The sequence below is a fragment of the Rubrivirga sp. SAORIC476 genome (genome assembly GCF_002283555.1).
In the GTDB taxonomy this organism is placed as follows: domain Bacteria; phylum Bacteroidota; class Rhodothermia; order Rhodothermales; family Rubricoccaceae; genus Rubrivirga.
Genome location: NZ_MVOI01000003.1, coordinates 1,124,485 through 1,143,735, shown reverse-complemented (window position 1 = coordinate 1,143,735; position 19,251 = coordinate 1,124,485). Strand labels below are relative to the sequence as shown.

General features: G+C 73.0%; 14 protein-coding genes. 7 read left to right on the top strand and 7 right to left on the bottom strand.

Annotated elements, in window-relative coordinates:
• Nucleotides 1–2: 2 nt before the first annotated feature.
• From B1759_RS06640 to B1759_RS06620, 5 genes are read left to right on the top strand one after another with little or no spacing between them, the layout of a single operon-like run.
• On the top strand, nucleotides 3–704 hold the full coding sequence (locus B1759_RS06640) for an HmuY family protein (protein WP_233134389.1): 702 nt from the start codon (nucleotides 3–5) through the stop codon (nucleotides 702–704).
• Entirely contained in the window at nucleotides 704–1,639 is a 936-nt protein-coding gene (locus tag B1759_RS06635; RefSeq protein ID WP_095514232.1) for a hemin ABC transporter substrate-binding protein, read from the top strand. The genes B1759_RS06640 and B1759_RS06635 overlap by 1 nt, the downstream gene beginning before the upstream one ends.
• Complete coding sequence (locus B1759_RS06630; RefSeq protein ID WP_095514231.1) at nucleotides 1,636–2,766, top strand: iron ABC transporter permease; 1,131 nt, start codon at nucleotides 1,636–1,638, stop codon at nucleotides 2,764–2,766. Before B1759_RS06635 ends, B1759_RS06630 begins: the two co-directional genes overlap by 4 nt.
• Nucleotides 2,767–2,769: 3 nt before the next feature.
• Nucleotides 2,770–3,594 carry a heme ABC transporter ATP-binding protein gene (locus tag B1759_RS06625; protein ID WP_095514230.1) on the top strand — a complete coding sequence of 275 codons (825 nt, stop codon included), beginning with the start codon at nucleotides 2,770–2,772 and terminating at the stop codon, nucleotides 3,592–3,594.
• The gene (locus B1759_RS06620) at nucleotides 3,591–4,643 is read left to right on the top strand and encodes a hemin-degrading factor (RefSeq protein ID WP_095514229.1); all 1,053 of its coding nucleotides are present in this window, start codon (nucleotides 3,591–3,593) and stop codon (nucleotides 4,641–4,643) included. The genes B1759_RS06625 and B1759_RS06620 overlap by 4 nt, the downstream gene beginning before the upstream one ends.
• 61 nt (nucleotides 4,644–4,704) lie before the next feature.
• Here B1759_RS06620 and murA read toward each other — a convergent pair whose 3' ends face one another.
• Complete coding sequence (murA, locus tag B1759_RS06615; RefSeq protein WP_095514228.1) at nucleotides 4,705–6,030, bottom strand: UDP-N-acetylglucosamine 1-carboxyvinyltransferase; 1,326 nt, start codon at nucleotides 6,028–6,030, stop codon at nucleotides 4,705–4,707.
• A 258-nt stretch (nucleotides 6,031–6,288) separates the two neighbouring features.
• Here murA and B1759_RS06610 point away from each other — a divergent pair, with 258 nt between their 5' ends.
• Nucleotides 6,289–6,981: a hypothetical protein gene (locus B1759_RS06610; protein WP_095514227.1), complete on the top strand. Its 693-nt coding sequence runs from the start codon at nucleotides 6,289–6,291 to the stop codon at nucleotides 6,979–6,981.
• 158 nt (nucleotides 6,982–7,139) lie between these two features.
• On the opposite strand, the gene B1759_RS06605 is transcribed toward B1759_RS06610, so the two are convergent.
• A complete protein-coding gene (locus B1759_RS06605) occupies nucleotides 7,140–9,269 on the bottom strand; it encodes a lytic transglycosylase domain-containing protein (protein WP_143537283.1) in 2,130 nt (709 codons plus the stop codon).
• A gap of 493 nt (nucleotides 9,270–9,762) precedes the next feature.
• Between B1759_RS06605 and B1759_RS06595 the strand changes: the two genes are divergently transcribed.
• The gene (locus tag B1759_RS06595) at nucleotides 9,763–12,933 is read left to right on the top strand and encodes a T9SS type A sorting domain-containing protein (RefSeq protein ID WP_095514224.1); all 3,171 of its coding nucleotides are present in this window, start codon (nucleotides 9,763–9,765) and stop codon (nucleotides 12,931–12,933) included.
• Nucleotides 12,934–13,017: 84 nt separating this feature from the next.
• On the opposite strand, the gene era is transcribed toward B1759_RS06595, so the two are convergent.
• The 5 genes from era to B1759_RS06570 all read right to left on the bottom strand — a co-directional run bounded on the left by era (nucleotide 13,018) and on the right by B1759_RS06570 (nucleotide 19,031).
• Complete coding sequence (era, locus tag B1759_RS06590; RefSeq protein WP_095514223.1) at nucleotides 13,018–14,082, bottom strand: GTPase Era; 1,065 nt, start codon at nucleotides 14,080–14,082, stop codon at nucleotides 13,018–13,020.
• 55 nt (nucleotides 14,083–14,137) lie between these two features.
• Nucleotides 14,138–15,034: a hypothetical protein gene (locus tag B1759_RS06585; protein ID WP_095514222.1), complete on the bottom strand. Its 897-nt coding sequence runs from the start codon at nucleotides 15,032–15,034 to the stop codon at nucleotides 14,138–14,140.
• Nucleotides 15,035–15,092: 58 nt separating this feature from the next.
• The gene (locus B1759_RS06580) at nucleotides 15,093–17,471 is read right to left on the bottom strand and encodes a hypothetical protein (protein WP_095514221.1); all 2,379 of its coding nucleotides are present in this window, start codon (nucleotides 17,469–17,471) and stop codon (nucleotides 15,093–15,095) included.
• Between the two features lie 61 nt (nucleotides 17,472–17,532).
• Entirely contained in the window at nucleotides 17,533–18,501 is a 969-nt protein-coding gene (locus B1759_RS19220) for a hypothetical protein (RefSeq protein ID WP_143537282.1), read from the bottom strand.
• The gene (locus B1759_RS06570; RefSeq protein WP_095514220.1) at nucleotides 18,498–19,031 is read right to left on the bottom strand and encodes a hypothetical protein; all 534 of its coding nucleotides are present in this window, start codon (nucleotides 19,029–19,031) and stop codon (nucleotides 18,498–18,500) included. The genes B1759_RS19220 and B1759_RS06570 overlap by 4 nt, the downstream gene beginning before the upstream one ends.
• Between the last annotated feature and the right edge of the window lie 220 nt (nucleotides 19,032–19,251).

The following is a 19,251-nucleotide window of genomic DNA, read 5'->3' as shown; positions in this document are numbered from 1 at the left end:
TCTTGCTTCTCGCCCTCACGGGCGCTCTCGTCCTCTCGGCCTGCGACTCCACCGGTCCGGAGTCCGAGCCCACGCCCCTCAACGTCCAGACCGCCACCGACGTGGAGGCCGACCCGACCTCGGGTCGCGACCCGAACACGGGTGCCCCGCTCGCCAACAACCTGTTCACGCTCTTCGACCTCGACACGGGCGAGATCGTTCTCTCGTCGTCCGAGACCGACGCTGCCGTGCGCGCCGCCGACTCGACCGGGACCGCCTGGGACCTCGGCTTCCGCGGCACGACGATCATCGTCAACGGCGGGACGAGCGGGCCGGGCGGGGGCACGGCCCAGGTCCTCACGGAGGCCTTCGCCGACGTCACCGAGGCCCCGGCGACGGGCTACGCGGCGGACGGAGCGAACGCCAACTGCCCCGCCGTCGAGACGCCCGGCGGCACCTTCCCGGGCGCGCCCTACGCGATCTGCACCGGGTCCGACAACGGCTGGTACAGCTACAGCTCGGCGACCAACCTGATCGTCCCGGTCGCGGGCCGGACGATCGTCCTGACGACGGGCGACGGCGACTACGCCAAGGTCCGCATCCTGAGCTACTACCAGGGCAACCCGGCCACGCCGAACCCGCAGACGGACGCGAGCCGCTACTACACGTTCGAGTACGTCGTCCAGCCGGACGGCTCGCGCGGATTCGAGACGACGGAGGACTGATGCGCGCCTTCCTCCTGACCCTGCTCCTCGCCGCCCCGCTGGTCGGGTGCGGCGAGGCCTCCTCACCGGACCGCGCGGACGCTCCGGCCCCCGACACGACGGCCGGCGAGTCCGTGCTGGCCGCGCCGATGCTGGCCGACGTGGACCCCGCGTCGCTCGACGCCTCGCGCGTGGTGGTACTGGGCGGACCGATCACCGAGACCGTCTACGCCCTCGGCCTCGGGGACCGCGTCGTCGGGACGGACCAGTCGAGCCTGTACCCGGCGGCGGTGCTGGAGATGCCGCGGCTGAACTACTTCCGCCAGACCTCGGCCGAGGGCGTCCTGTCCCTGACGCCGACGATGGTGCTGGCGTCCGACGAGACCGGGCCGCCGGCGGTCCTGGGCCAGATCGAGGCCTCGGGCGTGCCGGTCGTGCGCGTGCCCACGCCGAGCACCGTCGAGGAGGCGGTCGCCCGCGTGCAGGCGCTCGGCCGGGTCCTCGGCCGCGCCGCCGAGGCGGACTCGCTCGTCGGCCGGATGCGCCGCCAGCTCGCCGACGCTGAGGCGCTCCGTCCGGCCACGCCGCCCCGCGTCCTGTTCGTCTACGCGCGGGGCGCCGGGCTCGTCCAGGTGTTCGGCACCGGGACGGCTGCCGACGTCGTGCTCCGGCTGGCGGGCGCCGAGAACGCGGCCGATGCCGAGGGCGCGGTCCCGCTCACGGCCGAGGCCGTCGCCGCGGCCCAGCCGGACGTGGTCGTGATCCCGTCGCGCGGGCTGGAGAGCCTGGGCGGCGCGGAGGGCCTGTTCGCGCAGCCCGGCCTGGCGCAGACACCGGCCGGTGCCGCGCGCCGCGTGGTCGCCGTCGACGACGCGCTCCTGCTCGGCCTGGGACCGCGGTTCGGCGAGGGGGTGGCCGAGCTGGCCCGGGCGCTGGCCGACGCCGGGAGCCGATGAGTGCCGTGGCCTCCCTCGCCCCCGCGTTCGACCACGCCTCGGACGAGGCGCCCGTCGAAGGCGCGGCGGCGCTCGCCCGCGCGGCCGAGCACCGCGCGCGGCGGGTGCGCCTCGCGCTGGGCGGGCTGAGCGCCGCGCTCGTCGTCGCGTGCGTGATCTCCGTCGGCGTCGGGGCCGTCCGCGTGCCGCCGTCGGCGGTGCTGGCCGCGCTGGCCGGGGCGCTCGGCCTTGACGTGGCCGGCGGGACGGCGCAGCAGGAGGCCGTGCTGTTGGCGATTCGGCTGCCGCGCGTGTTGCTCGGCGTGCTCGTCGGAGCCGGGCTGGCCGTCAGCGGGGCGCTGATGCAGGGGCTCTTCCGCAACCCGCTCGCCGATCCCGGCCTGGTCGGCGTGTCGAGTGGGGCGGCGCTGGGCGCGGCGACGGCCATCGTGCTCGCCTCGACGGTCGGCGTGACGGCGCTCGCGCTGGGGCCGGCGCTCGTGGCCGTGGCGGCGTTCGCGGGCGGGCTCGCGACGACGGCCGTGGTCTACCGGATCGCCACGCGCGGCGGGCGCACGTCGGTGGCGACGATGCTGCTGGCCGGCATCGCGGTCAACGCGCTGTGCGGGGCAGGCGTCGGCGTCCTGGTCCTGTTCGCCGACGACGGCCAGCTGCGGGACCTGACGTTCTGGACGCTCGGCAGCCTGGGCGGCGCGACGTGGGGCACGCTCGCCGTCGTGGCGCCGCTCATCGGCGCTGTCGTGCTGGCCGCGCCGCGCCTGGCGCGGCCGCTCAACGCGCTCCTGCTCGGCGAGGCCGAGGCGGGCCACCTCGGGGTGCGCACCGAGCGCGTCAAGGGGCTCGTCGTGGTCGGCTCGGCCCTGGCGGTCGGCGTGGCGACGGCGGCGGCCGGACTGGTCGGGTTCATCGGGTTGGTGGCGCCGCACCTGGTCCGCCTCGGGCTGGGGCCGGACCACCGGGCGCTGCTGCCCGCCTCCGCCCTCACGGGCGCGCTCCTGCTCGTCGCCGCGGACCTGCTCGCGCGGACCGTCCTCGCGCCCGTCGAGGTCCCCATCGGCATCGTGACGGCCCTCGCCGGCGCGCCCTTCTTCCTGTGGCTCCTGCTCCGCCAGCGGCCCGCCCTTTAACTCATGCTCACGCTCTCCTCCGCGACGGTCCGGGTCGGCCAGGCGACGCTCCTGTCGGACGTCTCCCTCGACGTGCGGCCCGGCGAGGTGCTCGCCGTCGTCGGCCCCAACGGGGCTGGCAAGACGACGGCGCTCCGCGTGATCGCAGGGGAGACCCCGCCCACCACCGGGGGCGCGACGCTGGGGGGCCGGCCGCTGGCGGAGATCGAGCCGCGCACGCTCGCGCTCCGGCGCGCCGTGATGCCCCAGGCGTCGACGCTGCCGTTCGACTTTTCGGTGCTGGAGGTCGTCCTCCTGGGGCGGACGCCGCACCGAGCCGGGCAGGCCGCCGACCTCGACGCGGCCTTCCGGGCCATGCGGGCCGGCGGGGTCGAGGCCCTCGCCGCGCGCCGCTACCAGACGCTCTCCGGCGGGGAGCAGCAGCGGGTCCACCTCGCCCGGGCGCTCGCCCAGCTCGACGCCGAGGCGGGCCCGGGCGAGACGCGCTACCTCCTGCTCGACGAGCCCACGAGCGCGCTCGACATCGCCCACCAGCACGCGGTCCTGCGAACCGCCCGGGACCGGGCGGCGGAGGGCGTCGGCGTGCTCGCCGTCCTCCACGACCTCAACCACGCCGCCCAGTACGCCGACCGGGTGGCGGTCCTCGCCGCCGGCCGCCTCGTCGCCTGCGGCCCGCCCCGCGAGGTTCTGACCGCCGACGTCGTCGCCCGCGCCTTCGGGATGACGGTCGTCGTGACCGACCACCCGTGCGCGGCCTGCCCGCTCGTCGTCCCCGTGCCGGACGGCGCCCTTCCCCTCGTTCCCCTGACGCTTCCCACGCTCCCATGACCGACCTCCGAGACCGCTACGCGGCGTTCCGCGCCGAGCACCCCACCACCCGCATCCGCACCGCCGCCCGGGACCTGGACACCAACGAGGCCGCCCTGGTCGCGACCGGCGTCGACGGCCCGGCGACCCGGCTCCGCCCGGAGTTCGAGGACCTCTTCCACGCGCTCGAAGCGCTCGGGCCGGTGATGGCGCTCACGCGCAACGACGCCTGCGTCCACGAGAAGACCGGCGTCTACGACGACGTGCACACGGGCCTGGCGCACCGGATGGGCCAGGTGCTGGGCAAGGACATCGACCTGCGGCTGTTCCTCGGCCGCTGGCGGTTCGCGTACGCCGTCGCGACGCCCTGGGACGGCAGCGCCGACGGCCTGCGCCGGAGCCTGCAGTTCTTCGACGCCCACGGCGACGCGGTCCACAAGGTGTTCTGCACGCGCAAGAGCGACCTCGACGCCTTCGCCGCCCTCGTCGAGCGGTTCGCCGAGGCGGAGGCAGGGGCTCCGGAGACGGAGCCGCGCCCGGCCCCGACCGCCGACCGCCCCGACGCCGAGATCGACCGCGACGCGCTCCTGGCCGACTGGGCGGAGCTGCAGGATACCCACGACTTCTTCCAGCTCCTCGGGCGGCATCGCGTCGGGCGGGCACAGGCGCTGCGGCTCGCAGAGGGACGGTTCACTGAGCGCGTCGCGCCCGGTGCCATCCGCCAGACGCTGGAGGCCGCCGCCGCCGACGAGGTCCCGATCATGGTGTTCGTCGGCAACCGCGGGTGCGTCCAGATCCACACCGGGCCGGTCGCGAAGCTCGTCGAGCGGGGGCCGTGGTACAACGTGCTCGACCCCGGCTTCAACCTCCACCTCGACGAGACCGCCATCGCGGACGCCTGGATCGTCACGAAGCCGACCGAGGACGGCGACGTGACGGCGCTGGAGCTGTACGACGCCCGCGGCGAGGCCGTCGTCCAGGTGTTCGGGGAGCGGAAGCCGGGCCGCGCCGAGCGGGAGGAGTGGCGGGCCGTGCTGGCGACGCTGACGCGCGCCGAGCCGGTCGGCTAAGACGACACCGCCCGCCTCGGCAGGACACCGAGGCGGGCGGAGCCGATGGGGACAGGGCGAGCTAGGCCGGGATGCCCTCCGAGTGGGCCTCGTCGTACTCCTTGCGCACCACGTCGATGCCGGCGCGCTGGAGCTTGCCCTCCAGGCGCTCGTAGCCGCGGTCCAGGTGGTAGATGCGGAGCACGTCCGTCTCGCCTTGGGCGACCATGCCGGCCATCACCAGCGAGACGCTCGCGCGCAGGTCGGTGCTCATGACCGTCGCGCCGGAGAGGGGGCGCGTGTTGCCCGCCACGTGGACCGTGTCGCCGTCCACCTTGAGGTCAGCGCCCAGGCGGCGCAGCTCGGGGACGTGCTTAAAGCGGTCCGTGTAGACCGTGTCGCGGACCGTCGACGGGCCGTCGGCCTGCGTCATCATCACGGTCCACTGGGCCTGGAGGTCGGTCGCGAAGCCGGGGAACGGGGCCGTCTCGATGGACACCGGCCGGATGGTCTCCACGCCCGTGACCTCGACCACGTCGCCCTTGAACTCGAACGGCACGCCGGTCTCGCGGAAGTAGTCGGTGAATGCCGGGCCGAGGTGGTCCGGGTTGGCGCCGGTGATCCGGAAGACCTCCCCGGCGGGCGTCGCCATGGCCGCCGCCATCATGTAGGTGCCCAGCTCGATGCGGTCGGGGCAGTTGGTGAACTCGACCGCGTTCATCGTCTCGACGCCCTGGATCGTGATCGTGTCGGTGCCGAGGCCCTCGATCTGGGCGCCCATCGCCTGCAGCATCTCGCCGAAGACGACCACGTCCGGCTCGGCGGCGCAGTTTTCCAGCACCGACTCGCCCTCGGCCGTCACGGCCGCCAGCATCACGTTGATGGTCGCGCCCACGGAGACGGGCTCGAAGCGCATCCGCCCGCCGGGGAGGCGGCCGCCGGGGGCCTCGGCGATCACGTAGCCCGCCTCCTCGCGAACCGTCGCGCCGAGCGCCTCCATGCCCTTGATGTGGAGGTCGACCGGGCGCGGGCCCCAGGCGCAGCCACCGGGCAGCGACACGCGCGCCTTGCCGCCGCGGCCGAGCAACGCGCCCAGCATGTAGAACGACGCCCGCATCTGCTTGACGAGGTCGTACGGCGCCTCGAAGTGGTGGATGTTGGACGCGTCGATGGTGATGGTCTCCGGCGTGTTCGGGTCGTCGTCCGGGGACCAGTCGATCGTGCAGCCGGTCACGCGGATCACGTTCGAGAACGTGGCGACATCCTTGAGGACCGGGATGTTGTGGATCGTGGTCACGCCGTCGGCGAGAACGGCCGCGGCCATGAGCGGGAGCGCGGTGTTCTTCGAGCCGCCGACGTGCAGCGTGCCCTGGAGAGGGGCGCCGCCCTGGATGACGAGCTTGTCCATGTGAGGAGTCGAGTGGAGGAGGCCGGGAGGGCCGAAAAAAAGGGGCTCGGTCGAACGCGGCGACCCCGTGCGAGGGTTCGAGGGACGCGCAGGGCAGCTGGAGCCGACGGGAAACCAGGAAGCTAGGTCGCCTCCAGGGGGGGCTGTCCACCCCGTGCGCTCCACGAAACGGCCCGATGCTCGGAGGGCACGTCGAAGGGACTGGCACGATGGCCCGGTTGTTGAGAAGAATCAGTGAACGAATGTCCCCCCGACGTCATGCCTGCCCTCTCGTTCCGTCTGTTCGATGCCGCCTCCGACGCCGAGGCCGCGCGCTACCGCATCCTCGCGGGCCTCGCCGAGACCCGCGCCGCCTTCCGCTCCAACCAGATCTCACCATGGCTGGGCGACCTCGTGACGCTCCATCGCGGCCTCGCGGCGCTCGTCGCCGGGGCAGCGTCGGTCGAGACCCACGCCGGCCCCGTCGTGGACGTGGACTGGGAGGCGGGGCGGTTGGTCCGCAGCGGCCCCGAGGCGCCGGTGGCTGTCGGACTGGCGCGCTGGGCGTTGCCCCAGATCGCGGGCGCCATCCGGGAAGGCCGAACGCTCTACGAGTTCGTCGCCGAGCGGGCCGCGCTCCGTGCCGTCGGCGTGGTCCCGTCGTATCGCGACGAGGGCTTCCTGCTGGTCCGTGACGTCGCCTCGGTGTGTGTGCTGCGCTACCGCGTCTCGCCGCTGGCCGCGCCCGACGGGCCGTACCGCGCGTTGCGCACCGAGCGCCTGGACACGGTCCTGGACCCGATGGCCCCACCCTCTGACTGGAAGTCCACGCTCGCCGAAGTCGCGCCCGACCTGCCCGCGCCTGCCGCCTTCCGCCTCGACGCCGAGGTGGACCTGCCCGTGGATGCCACGCTGGTGCCGGTCGCCAAGCGCAAGCTGCTCGGCCTCATCGGCGCCTGGGGCGAGGCGTAGCGGGCGAGAGGTGCATGAGGATCGGTCCGTGGGGTCGCGCGGTCGGTCTCGCTCCGTGAGGCCGGAGCGAGACCGAAAAAAAGCGCGCCGCCCCCGGAGGAGCGGCGCGCTGCAGTCGATCCGGCGACGGGCTCGCGGCCCGTCGTGCGTCCACCGGTTCAGCCCCGCGAGCCCCGCGCGGTGACGCGGAGGCGCTGGCCGACGTGGATCACGTCCGAGGAGAGGTTGTTCCACTCCTTGAGCTGCGACACCGTGACGCCGTAGCGGCGGGCGATGTTGGTGAGGTGGTCGCCCGATGCGACGCGGTGGGTCGTCGCGCGGGCCGGCGCGGCAGCGCGCGGCGCCGGGGCTGCGGAGGCTGCGGAGGGGGCCGGGGTGCCGCTCACGCGGAGCCGCTGGCCGACGCGGACGTTGTCGCCCACGCCGGGGTTGAGCGCCCGGAGCTCGTCGAGCGACATGCCGTACTGGCGGGCGATGCGGAGGAGGTACTCGCCACGCTGGACCGTGTGGGTCGTGGTCCGCTCAGAGGTCACGCTGACCGTGCGGACCGGCGGCGCCGTGCTGGGGGCGGGCGGCGGCGGCGGCGTGAAGGTGACCGCGACGGCGGCGGGCGCCTCGGTCGGCTGCGGCGTCGCGATGTCGAGGTCCTCCACGATCTCGGGCTCCGCGGGAGCCGCGGCGGCGGTCGCCACGAGGCGGACGGCCTCGGCCTGGGCGCGGGCAGCGTCGCGGGCCTCGGCCTCACGCGCCTCCGCGATCTGCTGCTCGGCGGCCTGCTGGGCCTGCGGCACGCTCGTCGGCGTCGTCGCGGCGTAGCGCACCACGGGCTCATCGCGGACGGCGCGGCGCACCGGCGCCTGATGCGCCCGGCGCACCTCGCGGCGCGCGACCAGCGCGGCGACGGCCTCGCTGTGCTCCTGCGGCGCCAGCGGGCGAACGGCGCGCGGGCCGTACGACACCGACCCGGCGGCGAAGCGCTCGCCCGAGGCCTCCGGCGGCGCGAGACGGTCGAGGGCCTCGGCGTGCTCCACGTAGGTCCCCATCGGGATCCGAAGCATGTGGGGCACGCGGACGTTCGGCACGCGGCTCTGGCGCAGCGACGGGTTCAGCGCGGCCAGCACCGACTCGTCGACGTCGATGATGCGGGACACGTCACGGAGGCGGGTGCCCCCGGCGACCGGGATCTGGTCGAACACGTACGACGGGCCGGGCTCGTGGGCCGGGAAGCCGTAGGCGTCCGGGTTGGAGAGGATGAGCGCCGTCGCGATGAACATCGGCACGTAGGCGCGCGTCTCGCGCGGGATCACGTGGTCGATGTCCCAGAACGTCGCCGTCTGGCCCGTCCGCTCCTCGAAGCGGCGGACGCCGCGGGCGATCACGGCCGGGTTGCAGTTGTAGCCCGCCAGCGCGAGGTGCCAGCTTCCGAAGCGGTCGTACAGGTCGCGGAGGTGACGGGCCGCGGCGCGCGTGGACGCCTCGGGGTCGAGGCGGTCGTCCACCTCGCGCTCGGCGCGGAGGCCGTAGGCGCGGCCCGTGGCCGAGATGAACTGCCACATGCCGGCGGCCGCCATGTGGCTGCGCGCGACCGGGTTGAGGGCGCTCTCGACCATCGCGAGGTACTTCATCTCGTCCGGCACGCCCTCCTCGGCGAGGATGCGCTCGACCATCGGGAAGTACGTGTCGGCGCGCGAGCGGAGGCGCTGGACGTGGCTGGGGCGGTTGAGCAGGAACTGGATGTAGCGCTCGACCTCCGGGTTGATGTCCATCGGGATCGTCGCCACGAAGGTGTCCACGTCGGGGAGCGTGACGTGCTCCAGGAGGGGCGTGCCCTCGTCGAAGCCGCGCTCGATGGCGCGCGTGCCCGCCGCGCGGATGGCGTACACGTCGCCGCGGTCGACCAGCGTGCGGTCGTAGTAGCGCTCGTACTCCGTCATGACGGAGCCGAAGAGGTCGCGGAAGCGCGGCTGGGTGAGCATCCCCGGCCGGAGGGCCGCGGCCTGGACATCGGCCACGAGGTCGTCCAGGAGGATTGTGTAGCGCGCGACATCGCCGTCGGCGTCGGCCTGGAGGAGGTCGGCCTGGCGGGCGTAGAAGGCGGAGAGGCGGCGGGCGAGCTCAGCGTCCGAGGGCGCGTCGGCAGGGACGGACTCGGGCAGGCGGGCGTCGGCAGAGGCTTCGAGAGCCTGAGCGGCGCGCACCGGCGCGGTGTCCGTCCGTGCCGTCTGGGCATGGACGCTGAGAGCCGGCGCCACGGCGACGAGTGCCGCGACGAAAAGGCTGCGGGGCATGGCGGAGGAGAAAAGGGAGAAACGCATGACGAACGACGGCGAGAGGGCACACCGGCCACTCTCTACAAACCACAGGCCCAAAACTACGTGCAGGCGGCGGCGGTGGCGTCCTCCCGGCTCAAAAAGAGGCTGCAACGCTGGCCTAGGGAAGCGCTAGCCCTTGAAACTCAGGCTCTTCCCCAGTCGGACGGCATGGATGCGTTCCGAATCCACCTGTTGATGGGTTGGCTCTCCCCGCCTCGGGGCTCTCTGCGGAGGGGGCGCACGGTCGCCGAGGTGGAGGGACGGGCCGCTCGTGATCGGCGAGCCTGGGCGGCTGACGGCGCCACTCGCACATGGTGGGGAGGGGAGTCGTGAGCGTGGTCTGAGTGATTCGTGTGCGGCGACGACGACCCGTGACCCTCCCGGCTGCCAAACGACGAATGGGCTAGCAACACATTCGGCGGTCCCAGGGGATCGACCGTGCAACGGCTCTCTTTCCTCCTCCTGCGGAATGCGCATCCTTCTCTTTCTCTTTCTAACCGCTGTCTCGGCCTCACCCTCTGCCCAGACCTTCGTCTGGACCGCCGGGGGCGCTGGTGACTGGACCACTGGCACAAACTGGAACAACTGCATCGAGGTCAGCCCCGGGCCTCCGTGCTTCCACCCCCTCAGCACGGACCACACGGCCATCTTGCCTGCAGGCACAGTCGTCACACTGGACGAGAGTCGGTTCATCGGCGCCTTGCAGGTGGAAGGCAACGCCGTGCTTCGAGGCACCGGCTACGTGGGCACTGGTGTTCTGGAGATCAGTCCCGGCCGACAGTTCAGCATCGATGCCGAGGTGGGCACAGACGCCATCACCGCCGATGCCTCGACTCAGATCGGCGGCACCGGCCGACTGCGCATTACCGATGGCATTGCGACCTCCACCGCCCTCTCGGTGGGGACCGTCGAGTGCAACAACAGCCTGGGAGAGACGTGCGACCTCACCGGCTCAACCGTCACCTCCCCCGCGTTGTGGATGACGGGTGGCGGCCTGATGCTCGTCGACGGCTCCGCAGCGTCCTCTCTCGACGCCATGCGCGTCGATGCCCGGCCGCTGGGCAGCGGGGGGCCGGTACCGGGCGACATCACGTTCACCGGTGCCCCCGCCACATTCGACCTCAGCTCCGTCATCACGTTCGACTCGTTCGGCACCATCGACTTCAACGGCGGCTCGGCCTCGGTCGAAACCGTCGCACTGCAATCCGCCAACGTGGACGGGCTCCGCAACCTCGCCGACCTGACCGTCACCGGCGAGATGGATTGGAACAGCGGGACGATCGAGACGGCGGGCGTGTTCACCGTTTCACCGGGCGCGACGGTGCTGTCGAGAGGAAACAATCACATCAAGGGGCGGATGGAGGTCGCGGGCATCCTCGAGTGGACGAACCTGCGGCTCACCCTCGGCTCTAACGTCAACGACCCGACGCCCGCTTCGGGCGATCTCGTGATCCTGCCTGAGGGCCTCTTCCGGGCCTACAGCAACTCGAACCAGATCGCGGGGCCGGGCGCGCTGGTCGTGCAGGGGACGCTCCAGTCGGACGCCAGCATCGGGCCCTTCCCGTTCCCGTCCTTCGACACGGTGCGGCTGGTGCCGGACTCGCTCGCCATCGACGGCGGCGACGTGCGCGTGCTGGCGGGCACGCTCCAGCTGAACACCGGCATCGAGCCGGGGGGCATCTCGATAAACGAGGCCAGCATCCTCATCCCGACCGGGACCATGATCGAGCTCTTCAACCAGGACCTCGCCATCGACGCGGCCACGACGGTCCGCGGAGGCGGCACGCTGGGGCTCTACGGCAGTTCGAGCGCGGTGAGCACGCTCACGAGTGCGGCGGATATCCGGGTGGGCGCGCTGGAGGTCAACTCCAACTTCGACCTGGTGGATCTCTCCGCCGGGGCCGTCAACGCCGGGACGGTGACGCACTACGCGGGCTTGCTGCGCCTGCCCGGTGGGGCGCCGGTGCGTGAGCTTCTGGTGCCCGGCATCAACGCGCAGGTCGAGTACGAGCCGGGCGGGACGCTCCGCTTCCGCACGCTCGACGTGTACGGCAAGGTCGATTTCGGCGGCGCCGATGTGGTGGTCCGCACCCTGTTCGCGTTCGGCCAGGGGGCGTCCACGACGCTGCTCGACAACATCCGTCGGCTCACGATCAGCCGACGCCTTGCCAGCGGGACGTGGGGCACGGGCACGATCAACGCGTCCCAGATCATCATCGAGAGCGGCGCCGAGCTGGACCTCGTCGGTGGCGCGCACACCTACACGGGCACGCTCCGCAACTCGGGACTCATCCGCCACACGGGCGGCGACCTCCGGATCAACGGCTCGTTCTTCAACAACGGCCTCTACCTCTTCGAGGCGGCGCTGGGTGACAACGTCGAGGGGAGCGGCAGCTTCACCAACCTGGGGGTCTTCGAGCGCTCCGAGGCGGGGACGGAGGGCGTCGTCGGCGTGCCGTTCGACAACCGGGGCACGGTACGCCTGCCCGGCGGCGCGCTCCGGTTCGGCGGTCCGCTGACCAACACCGGCACGCTGGCCGGGACCGGGACGCTCGACCTGCCGTCGCCGCCGCTCGTGGGCGGCGTCCTCGCCCCCGGCCTGTCCCCGGGCGTGCTGACCATCGACGGCTCGATCACGCTCGACACCGACGCCCGGCTGGACGTCGAGATCGGCGGGCTGGCGGTGGGCACCGAGTACGACCAGCTCGCGGCGACCGACACGGGCACCCTCGGCGGCACGCTGGCGGTGACGTTCGTGGACGGCTTCGTGCCGTCGCCGGGCGAGAGTTACACGCTCGTGACCTGCGCCACGGCCTGTGTGGGTGCCTTCGACACAGTCGACCTGCCCCTCGGCGTGGTCGGCGACGTGACGGTGTCGGCCACCGACGTGGCACTCTCCATCACCTCGGTCGGCGTCGCGCTGTCGCGCTTCGAGCCCGTCGGCGCCGTCGTGGTCGGGCCGGAGGGCGGCGACTTCCGCATCAAGTACGAGATCAACAACCCGACCGGCCAGACGGTGACGACGCAGACGTGGACCACGCTCACGACGCCCGGCGGCACGACCTCCGAGGTCCAGAGCGCCGCGGCGCTGACCCTCGCCCCGGACGAGGCGGTGGCCCGCGCGACGCGGATCGTGCTCCAGGCGGGCGCCGCGGACGGCACCTACACGTACCGGCGCTACGTCGGCACGCAGAGCGTGGACACGCTGGCGGTGGCGAGCTACGCCTTCGACAAGAGCGCCTCGGCGGCGCTGGCGACGGTCCAGGCGAGCGACGCAGTCGTCGGCGAGGCGACGGTGACGGTCGGCGAGACCGGCGTGACGAGCGACGCGCCCGCGACCGTGGCCGCGGCTCCGTCCGCCTCGGTGGCGCTCCCGGCTGCGACGACGCTCCGGGCGCCGTACCCGAACCCGGCGCCGGGCCGGGCGACGGTGGCCTACGAGGTGGCCGAGGCCGCGGTGGTGCGCGTGGCCGTCTACGACGCGCTGGGCCGCGAGGTCGCCGTGGTGGCCGACGGGCCGACCGAGGCGGGCCGCTTCGAGGTGGCGGTGGACGCTAGGGCGTGGGCGCCGGGCGTCTACGTGGTCCGGCTCGCGGCCGGGTCCGTGGTGGCGACCGAGCGGCTCACCGTCGTCCGCTGACGGCGCCGGTCTGAACGGCTCGCGGCCGGACGCTCGCCTGGAGAGGCAGCGTCCGGCCGCGGGTGTATCGGGGAGAGGTCCGGGTCAGGCGCCGAAGCCGTACTCGCGGAGGTGCCCCTCCTTGTCGCGCCAGTCGGCCCGCGTCTTGACGAACAGCTGCAGGTAGACGCCGCGGCCGAGGAAGGCCTCCATCTCCTCGCGCGCCGCGCGCCCGAGGTGCTTGAGCGCCTGCCCGCCCTTGCCGATCAGGATCGCCTTCTGCGAGTCCCGCTCGACGACGATGTCGCAGGCCACGAAGTCCTTCTTGCCCTCGCGCTCCTGGTAGGTCACCACCACCACCTGCGTCGCGTACGGGACCTCGTCGCGGAAGCGGTGGAAGATGGCCTCGCGGACGATCTCAGAGATGAAGAAGCGCTCCGGGTGCTCCGAGAGTTGGTCGGCCGGGTAGTAAGGCGGGCCTTCGGGGATGCGGTCCAGCACCAGCTCCAGCAGCGCGTCGGTCCCGGCGCCCGTCCGCGCGGAGATCGGGACGACGGCGTCGGGCGCGCGGCCGAGCGCCTCGGTGTAGAGCTCCACGAGCGGCAGCGCCTCGTCCACCAGGCCCAGCTTGTCGACCTTGTTGAGCGCCAGCAGGACCGGCCCGCGGGCGTTCTGGACGCGCTCGGCAGCGCTCAGCGCGTCGTGCGTGAGGCGCGTTTCGGTGGCGTCCGCCAGGAAGACCGTCACGTCGGCGTCGCCGAGCGAGCGGTCGACGTCGCGCATCATGTGCTGGTGGAGGCGGTACTTGGGGCGGACGACGCCGGGCGTGTCGAGCAGCACCAACTGGTAGCCCGCAGGGCGGGCCTCCACCTCGCCCGCCTCGGCGGTCAGGATGCCGAGGACGCGGTTGCGCGTCGTGCTCGGCCGGGGCGACACGATGGACAGCTTCGTCCCCAGCCACCGGTTCAGCAGCGTGGACTTGCCCACGTTGGGCGCGCCCACGATGGCGACGTAGCCGCTCTGGTGGGTGGGCGGCGGCGCGTCGGCGGCGGGCACGGGGACGCCGTAGGCCTCCGCGGCCTCGTCGGGCGTGGCGAGGGTGGGGCGAGCCTCCTCTGCCTCGGGGCCGAGGTGGGGGGAGTCGGGGTCGAGAGGGGCGTCGGGAGTCATGCGGGGCGGGGGCGAACCATCCGAACGCGCGACGTCGTGCCCCGTTCGCCGCGGGTCACTCTTCGGCGAGCACGGCCGCCGTCCGCTCGGGCTCGGTCGCCGCCAGGCGCTCGGCGAGGTCGGCCCGGAGGATGCGCGACGAAGTCGGCTCCTGCGGCGTCCATGTCAGGAGGAGGCCCCCCGCGAGGTGCGTCAGGTGCGTCAGAAAGGCGACCCAGAGGAGCGTCATCGCCACCATTTCGAGGCTCTCCTCCACGATCCGCGAGAGGTGGAGGACCACCGCGGGCCCCGGCAGGCGGAACGAGGTCTCCGCCACCGCCTCGACGCGGGCCATCGACCCCACGCGCCCGATCAGGTCGAGGGGGTGCCCATCCGGGAGGCCGTCGACGAAGTCGATGGCGACGGCCGTGCCCAGGAGGGCGAACGCGCCGCCGACGAGCCGCCAGAGATCGCTTCCCCGGAACTCGCGCCACAGGAAGACGGCCATGAACAGACCTGCGCCCGCGAACACCGGCCCGAGCACGAGTTGCCAGTAGTAGCTCGGGAACGCCGCCCCGACCCCGCGCTCGCTCGCCTCCGAGGCTCCGAAGGCTCGTCCCACCCGCTCGTGAATCTGGGTGCCGTCGTCCAGGGCGAGGTACGACACGAAGGTCGCGAGCGCGACCCACCCCGCCACGCGTGCCCGCGACGCGCCGGTCCGCCGTACGACCGCGACGACGACCCACAGCGTGAGGGCGACCAGCACCGTCTGCGTGACCGACAGCCACGAGCCGAGCCCGCGCTCGCTCGCCGCGTCGAACCACCCCGCGAGGTCGGGGGAGGCCACGCCGCCGCCGAGGTGGAACCAGACGTCGAGGGCGACCACCATCGCCGCCGCCCAGACCATCCCGAACCGGAGGTTCGAGAGGGCCCGGGCGGCGGGGAGGGGAAACGAGAGCGGGGCGGGCGCCATGGCCCGGAGTATCGGCCGACCGTCCGTCGTCCCTAATGGCTCGAAGGAGACGCCTGGGTCACGAGCCGCCGGAGCCGCCGGAGCACGAGCCGACCGTGGCCCCGAGGGCGAGGTAGCCGTCCAGGGCGGACGTGCTGATCTGGATCTCGGCGCCCAGCAGGCAGATCGTCACGGTGGCGTTGCCGCCGCCCGGAGGCGCCGTGGTGGGCAGGCCGTTGGCCTCACACGTGCCCAGGCGGCACCCGTGGTTGAGGTGATTCTGGACCTTGTCGCAGTCGACCGTTCGATCGCGCCAGATGCCCTGACCGTTGGGCTTGTTGCAGATCTGGACCTGGTCGCCGGGCGACGCGCAGCCCGGGGGCAACTGGCAGACACCGGGCAGGTCGCCGTGGGCGAGGTGGTTCTGCAAGCTGCTCGCGTCCAGGGTGAGCGTGTTCTGGTTCCCACTCGCAGAGACGTGGCAGACGGCGTTCGAGCCCGAGCCGTCTCCGGCCCGCATCTCCGCGGCCGTCTTGTGCGACGTCGAAGAGGACACGAGCACCACCTGGGTGCCGTCGAAGTTGAGCCGCTCCGACAGCTCGGCGACCTCGCGGATGTCGAACGTCAGCGTGACATCCGGGCCGAAGCTCAGGTGTGCGCCGAACGCCTCGCCGTTGCGGATCTTGGTGCGCCACGCCTCCTCCTCGGCGGCGTGCGTCGCGATCTCGTCGGTCCGCATGTGCCAGTAGAGGGTCGACTCGTAGAGCCGCGCGTCGTCGCTGGCGCGGTGGACGCGCACCGCGAGGGCGCCGCGGCGGTTCCAGTCCTGCCCGATGCAGATGGGCCACTCGACGCACGCGGGGTCGTCGAAGCCCTTCTTGAGGGCGCGCAGGCTCAGCACGTCCACGTCGAAGGCGCGGAGCGCGTTGGCGGGGAAGGACTTCGTGCGCAGGTCGTTGCCCGCCGCCGCGAAGCGGCCGAAGCCCGCCTGCACGGAGCGCTTCAACACGCCCTCGGTGCCGTCGGCGCCGGCGACGTCCAGCCGGAAGCGCGAGTGCCCGTCGTTCTGCGGGTTGCCGAAGGTCAGGTAGACCGGCGTGGCGCCGAAGCGCGACAGGAACTCCTTGAACTGGACCACGCTCTCGTGCCGGCCGACGCCGCTCTCGGTGAAGAACACCCGGTCGCCTCGCGGCGCGGACGCCGGCGTGATGTCGAAGGCGTGCATGTGCTGGTGGAAGGGGAAGCCCGGCTTGGTCGTCCAGGGGTACTGCTGCTCCGAGACGTCGCCCTTGGGGATGGCGGGGTTCATGCCCGCCTGCGCGCGGTACACCGACACGTCGAGGTGGCCGCCCGGCGGGAACGCCTCGTGGACGACCACCATCATGCCGGTCACGTCCACGACGCCGTCGAGATCGATCGGCAGCACCGCGTCGGTGCCGTGCACGATCACGATGCCGTTCCACGTGAGGTCGGCGCCCGGCAACACCGTCAGCGCGCCGCCGACCAGCAGGACGCCGTGGCCGGAGAGCGACCCGGCGACGGTGAGGTCGCCGTCGAAGAGCGTGATCTGGGTGCCGCTGGCGGCCGTGCCGAAGGTGGCGTCGGGGAGGGTGCCGCCGGGCGCCGCGGCGGCCGGGAGCATCGCGGCGGGCGCGAAGGCGAACGTGGCCACGCGGGCGCCCAGCATCGGCACGGTGGCGAGCGGGCCGCCGCCGAACGTCGTCCCGCGACCGGACGCCATCGCGGCCGGGGCGCCGACCGTCCAGTCGCCGTCGTACCGGATGTCGCCGTTGTCGGTGTCGAGGGCGCCGAGCGCCTTCTGGTAGAGGCCCTCCGCGTCGTCCACGTTGAGGCCGTCGAGGAGGCCGCCGGTGCCCGCCCAGGCGTCGGCGGCCGGTACCGAGAGGTTGCTGTGCGCGGTCCCCATGGCCGCTCCGATGTCATCGTCGATGTCGTCGAGCGGGAGGAGGCTTTCCAGTTCGAGGTCGTCGTGCTTGCGGCGGTCGAACTGCACGTCGTGCCCGTTGCCCGAGATCTTCGTGCCGCCGACCGCCGAGGCGGTCGCGTAGGGCACGTCGAGCCAGAGCGGCCCCGGCGCGTCGAGCGGCTGGATCGCGTAGGTGCTCTCGATGGTGTGGATGGCGCCGCCGTGGGAGCCGGTCACCCGGAGCGTGGCCTCGGCGCCGCCGGCGCCGGGGATGTACTCGATCTGGAACTGGCCGCCCTCGTAGTCCTGCGAGTCGCCGAGGCGGACGGTGGGGTCGCGGAAGGCCCCCCCGCCGACCATCTCGCTCAGGGCGACGCTCTGGCCCGCCTCGGCGATCTCGCGGGCGAGCACGTCCGCCTGGGTTTCAGCGTGCTGCTGGAGGGAGCCCGAGAGCGTGCCTCGCATGCTGAGCGTGAGCAGGCCGCCGCCGACGACGGCAGCGAGGACGAGGAAAAGGAGATAGCGTCCCATGGGTTTGGGGAGGGTCGAGACTGTGAACGAAAGGGGTGGGCCGTGGGGCTGAACGGCGCGGTCAGGTACCGATGCCGCCGGAGCCGCCCTGGCCGCCGGAGCCGCCCTGGCCGCCGCCGCTGCCCTGGCCGCCGGAGCCGCCGTGGCCGCCGTGGCCGCCGGAGCCGCCGTGGCCGCCGGAGCCGCCCTGGCCACCGGAGCCGCCCTGGCCGCCGCCGCCCGTGGTCGGGGGAGGCGCAGAGGAGGGCGACGACCCCGCCACGAAGCCAGGGTCGCCGGGCAGGAGCGGCGGGAGGCCGCCCGGGAGGGTGGCGTCCACGGGCGCGTCGCCGGTCTGAGCCAGCGCGCCGGTCACGCGCGCGGTGCGGGCGAGGCGGGTCGAGGTGACCATGTCCCGGGCCTGATCGCTGGTCTGCTGCCTCACCACGTCGGGCGCGAAGCGGAGTTCGACGTGGACGCGGACCGGCGTCTCGGCCATCTGGGCCTGCGCCGTGACCTCGGTGCCGTCGGCGGCGAACGCCGTCACGTCGAAGTCCACGATGCGGGTGTAGACGCCCGTCCGGCGGAGCGGGCCGCCGCGTGGAAACTCGAACCGGGCCACCTCGAGCAGTGGCCGGTCGCGGTTGTCCACGCGTGCGGTCCCGGCGGTCTCGGTCACCTCGTAGATCACCGTCTGGATCGGCGAGGCGTCGAGGGCGTCCGGGTCGCTGTGGGTCGGGAAGACGAGCTGGCTCGTGTAGACCGTGCCGTCGGAGGCAGTCGCCTGACGGATGCCGAAGCGGTAGCGGTCCGTGCCGAAGCGGCTCGCGCCGGACGCGACCTGGTAAATCCGCTCCGTCTCGGCGCGGCTGCGTGCGTTCTCCAACTCCCGCTCGACGGTCGTGGTGAAGGTGTTGGCCTGCGTCTGCGCCTGCTGGAGCTGGACGGCCGCCACGGCGGTCTGCTGCCCGCGCTGCTGGAGCACGAACAGCGCGCCGATCAGCACGGTGCCGACGACGATGGCCGTCAGGTTGTCGAGGAGGAACGTCATGGGGACGGCGGGGTGCGGGAGGCGATGCCGGCGGGCGTGACCACGCGGCGGAGCGACGCCTCGGCTGGGGCCCGGTCCATGGTGCCCTCGGGCACTTCCACCACGCTGACGAGGATCTCCTTGGTCAGCGTCGCGCTGGCGGAGGGCGTGGTCGGCGCGAGGTTGTTCACGTAGCGGACGCGCACAGTCGTGCGGAAGCGGAGCGAGCCCGCGCCGACAGGCACGTCGGTGGTGGCGTCGCTGCCCGCCCAGTCGTCCACGTCGTCGAAGTCGGCCGGGGAGGTCTCGCCGCCGTCGGGCCCGAGGGGCGTCGAGGATGGCTGCGCCCGGATGCCGGTCCGGTCGATGTCCTCCTCGTCGAAGGCCAGCCGCTCGATGGCCGTCATCCGCGCCGTGGCCGCGTCCACGGCAGCAAGCTCCGCCTCCATCGCGATCGTGTGCCGCGTGAGGTCGTTATCGTGCCGCTGCCGCCCGAGGGCGAGCAGCCCGAAGCAGAAGATGGCCGCGATGGCGAGGAGCGTCTGAGGCATGGAGGAGGGAGCCGGGGCAGTCCTATGCCCTCGCGACTTCCGTGCCCGCGTCGGCGCTCCGGCGTGCAACCACAATTCTGCGCCGAGATGGAGCGATTCGGTTCCACCAGGCCGCTGGGTAGTCTCCGGGCGCCCTCTCCCCTTCGAGGGGGAAAGTGACTGAGCGGGAGCGGGTTACCTCTCTCTGTGTGCTTTGTACCGGCACCCCTGCCCGGCTTCG

What these genes read in the sequence shown, in the direction of transcription:
- B1759_RS06605 (WP_143537283.1), bottom strand. Translation starts at nt 9,269, where the DNA reads ATGCCCCGCAGCCTTTTCGTCGCGGCACTCGTCGCCGTGGCGCCGGCT.
- B1759_RS06610 (WP_095514227.1), top strand. Translation starts at nt 6,289, where the DNA reads ATGCCTGCCCTCTCGTTCCGTCTGTTCGATGCCGCCTCCGACGCCGAG.
- B1759_RS19220 (WP_143537282.1), bottom strand. Translation starts at nt 18,501, where the DNA reads ATGACGTTCCTCCTCGACAACCTGACGGCCATCGTCGTCGGCACCGTG.
- B1759_RS06625 (WP_095514230.1), top strand. Translation starts at nt 2,770, where the DNA reads ATGCTCACGCTCTCCTCCGCGACGGTCCGGGTCGGCCAGGCGACGCTC.
- B1759_RS06570 (WP_095514220.1), bottom strand. Translation starts at nt 19,031, where the DNA reads ATGCCTCAGACGCTCCTCGCCATCGCGGCCATCTTCTGCTTCGGGCTG.
- B1759_RS06635 (WP_095514232.1), top strand. Translation starts at nt 704, where the DNA reads ATGCGCGCCTTCCTCCTGACCCTGCTCCTCGCCGCCCCGCTGGTCGGG.
- murA (WP_095514228.1), bottom strand. Translation starts at nt 6,030, where the DNA reads ATGGACAAGCTCGTCATCCAGGGCGGCGCCCCTCTCCAGGGCACGCTG.
- era (WP_095514223.1), bottom strand. Translation starts at nt 14,082, where the DNA reads ATGACTCCCGACGCCCCTCTCGACCCCGACTCCCCCCACCTCGGCCCC.
- B1759_RS06630 (WP_095514231.1), top strand. Translation starts at nt 1,636, where the DNA reads ATGAGTGCCGTGGCCTCCCTCGCCCCCGCGTTCGACCACGCCTCGGAC.
- B1759_RS06620 (WP_095514229.1), top strand. Translation starts at nt 3,591, where the DNA reads ATGACCGACCTCCGAGACCGCTACGCGGCGTTCCGCGCCGAGCACCCC.
- B1759_RS06595 (WP_095514224.1), top strand. Translation starts at nt 9,763, where the DNA reads ATGCGCATCCTTCTCTTTCTCTTTCTAACCGCTGTCTCGGCCTCACCC.
- B1759_RS06585 (WP_095514222.1), bottom strand. Translation starts at nt 15,034, where the DNA reads ATGGCGCCCGCCCCGCTCTCGTTTCCCCTCCCCGCCGCCCGGGCCCTC.
- B1759_RS06580 (WP_095514221.1), bottom strand. Translation starts at nt 17,471, where the DNA reads ATGGGACGCTATCTCCTTTTCCTCGTCCTCGCTGCCGTCGTCGGCGGC.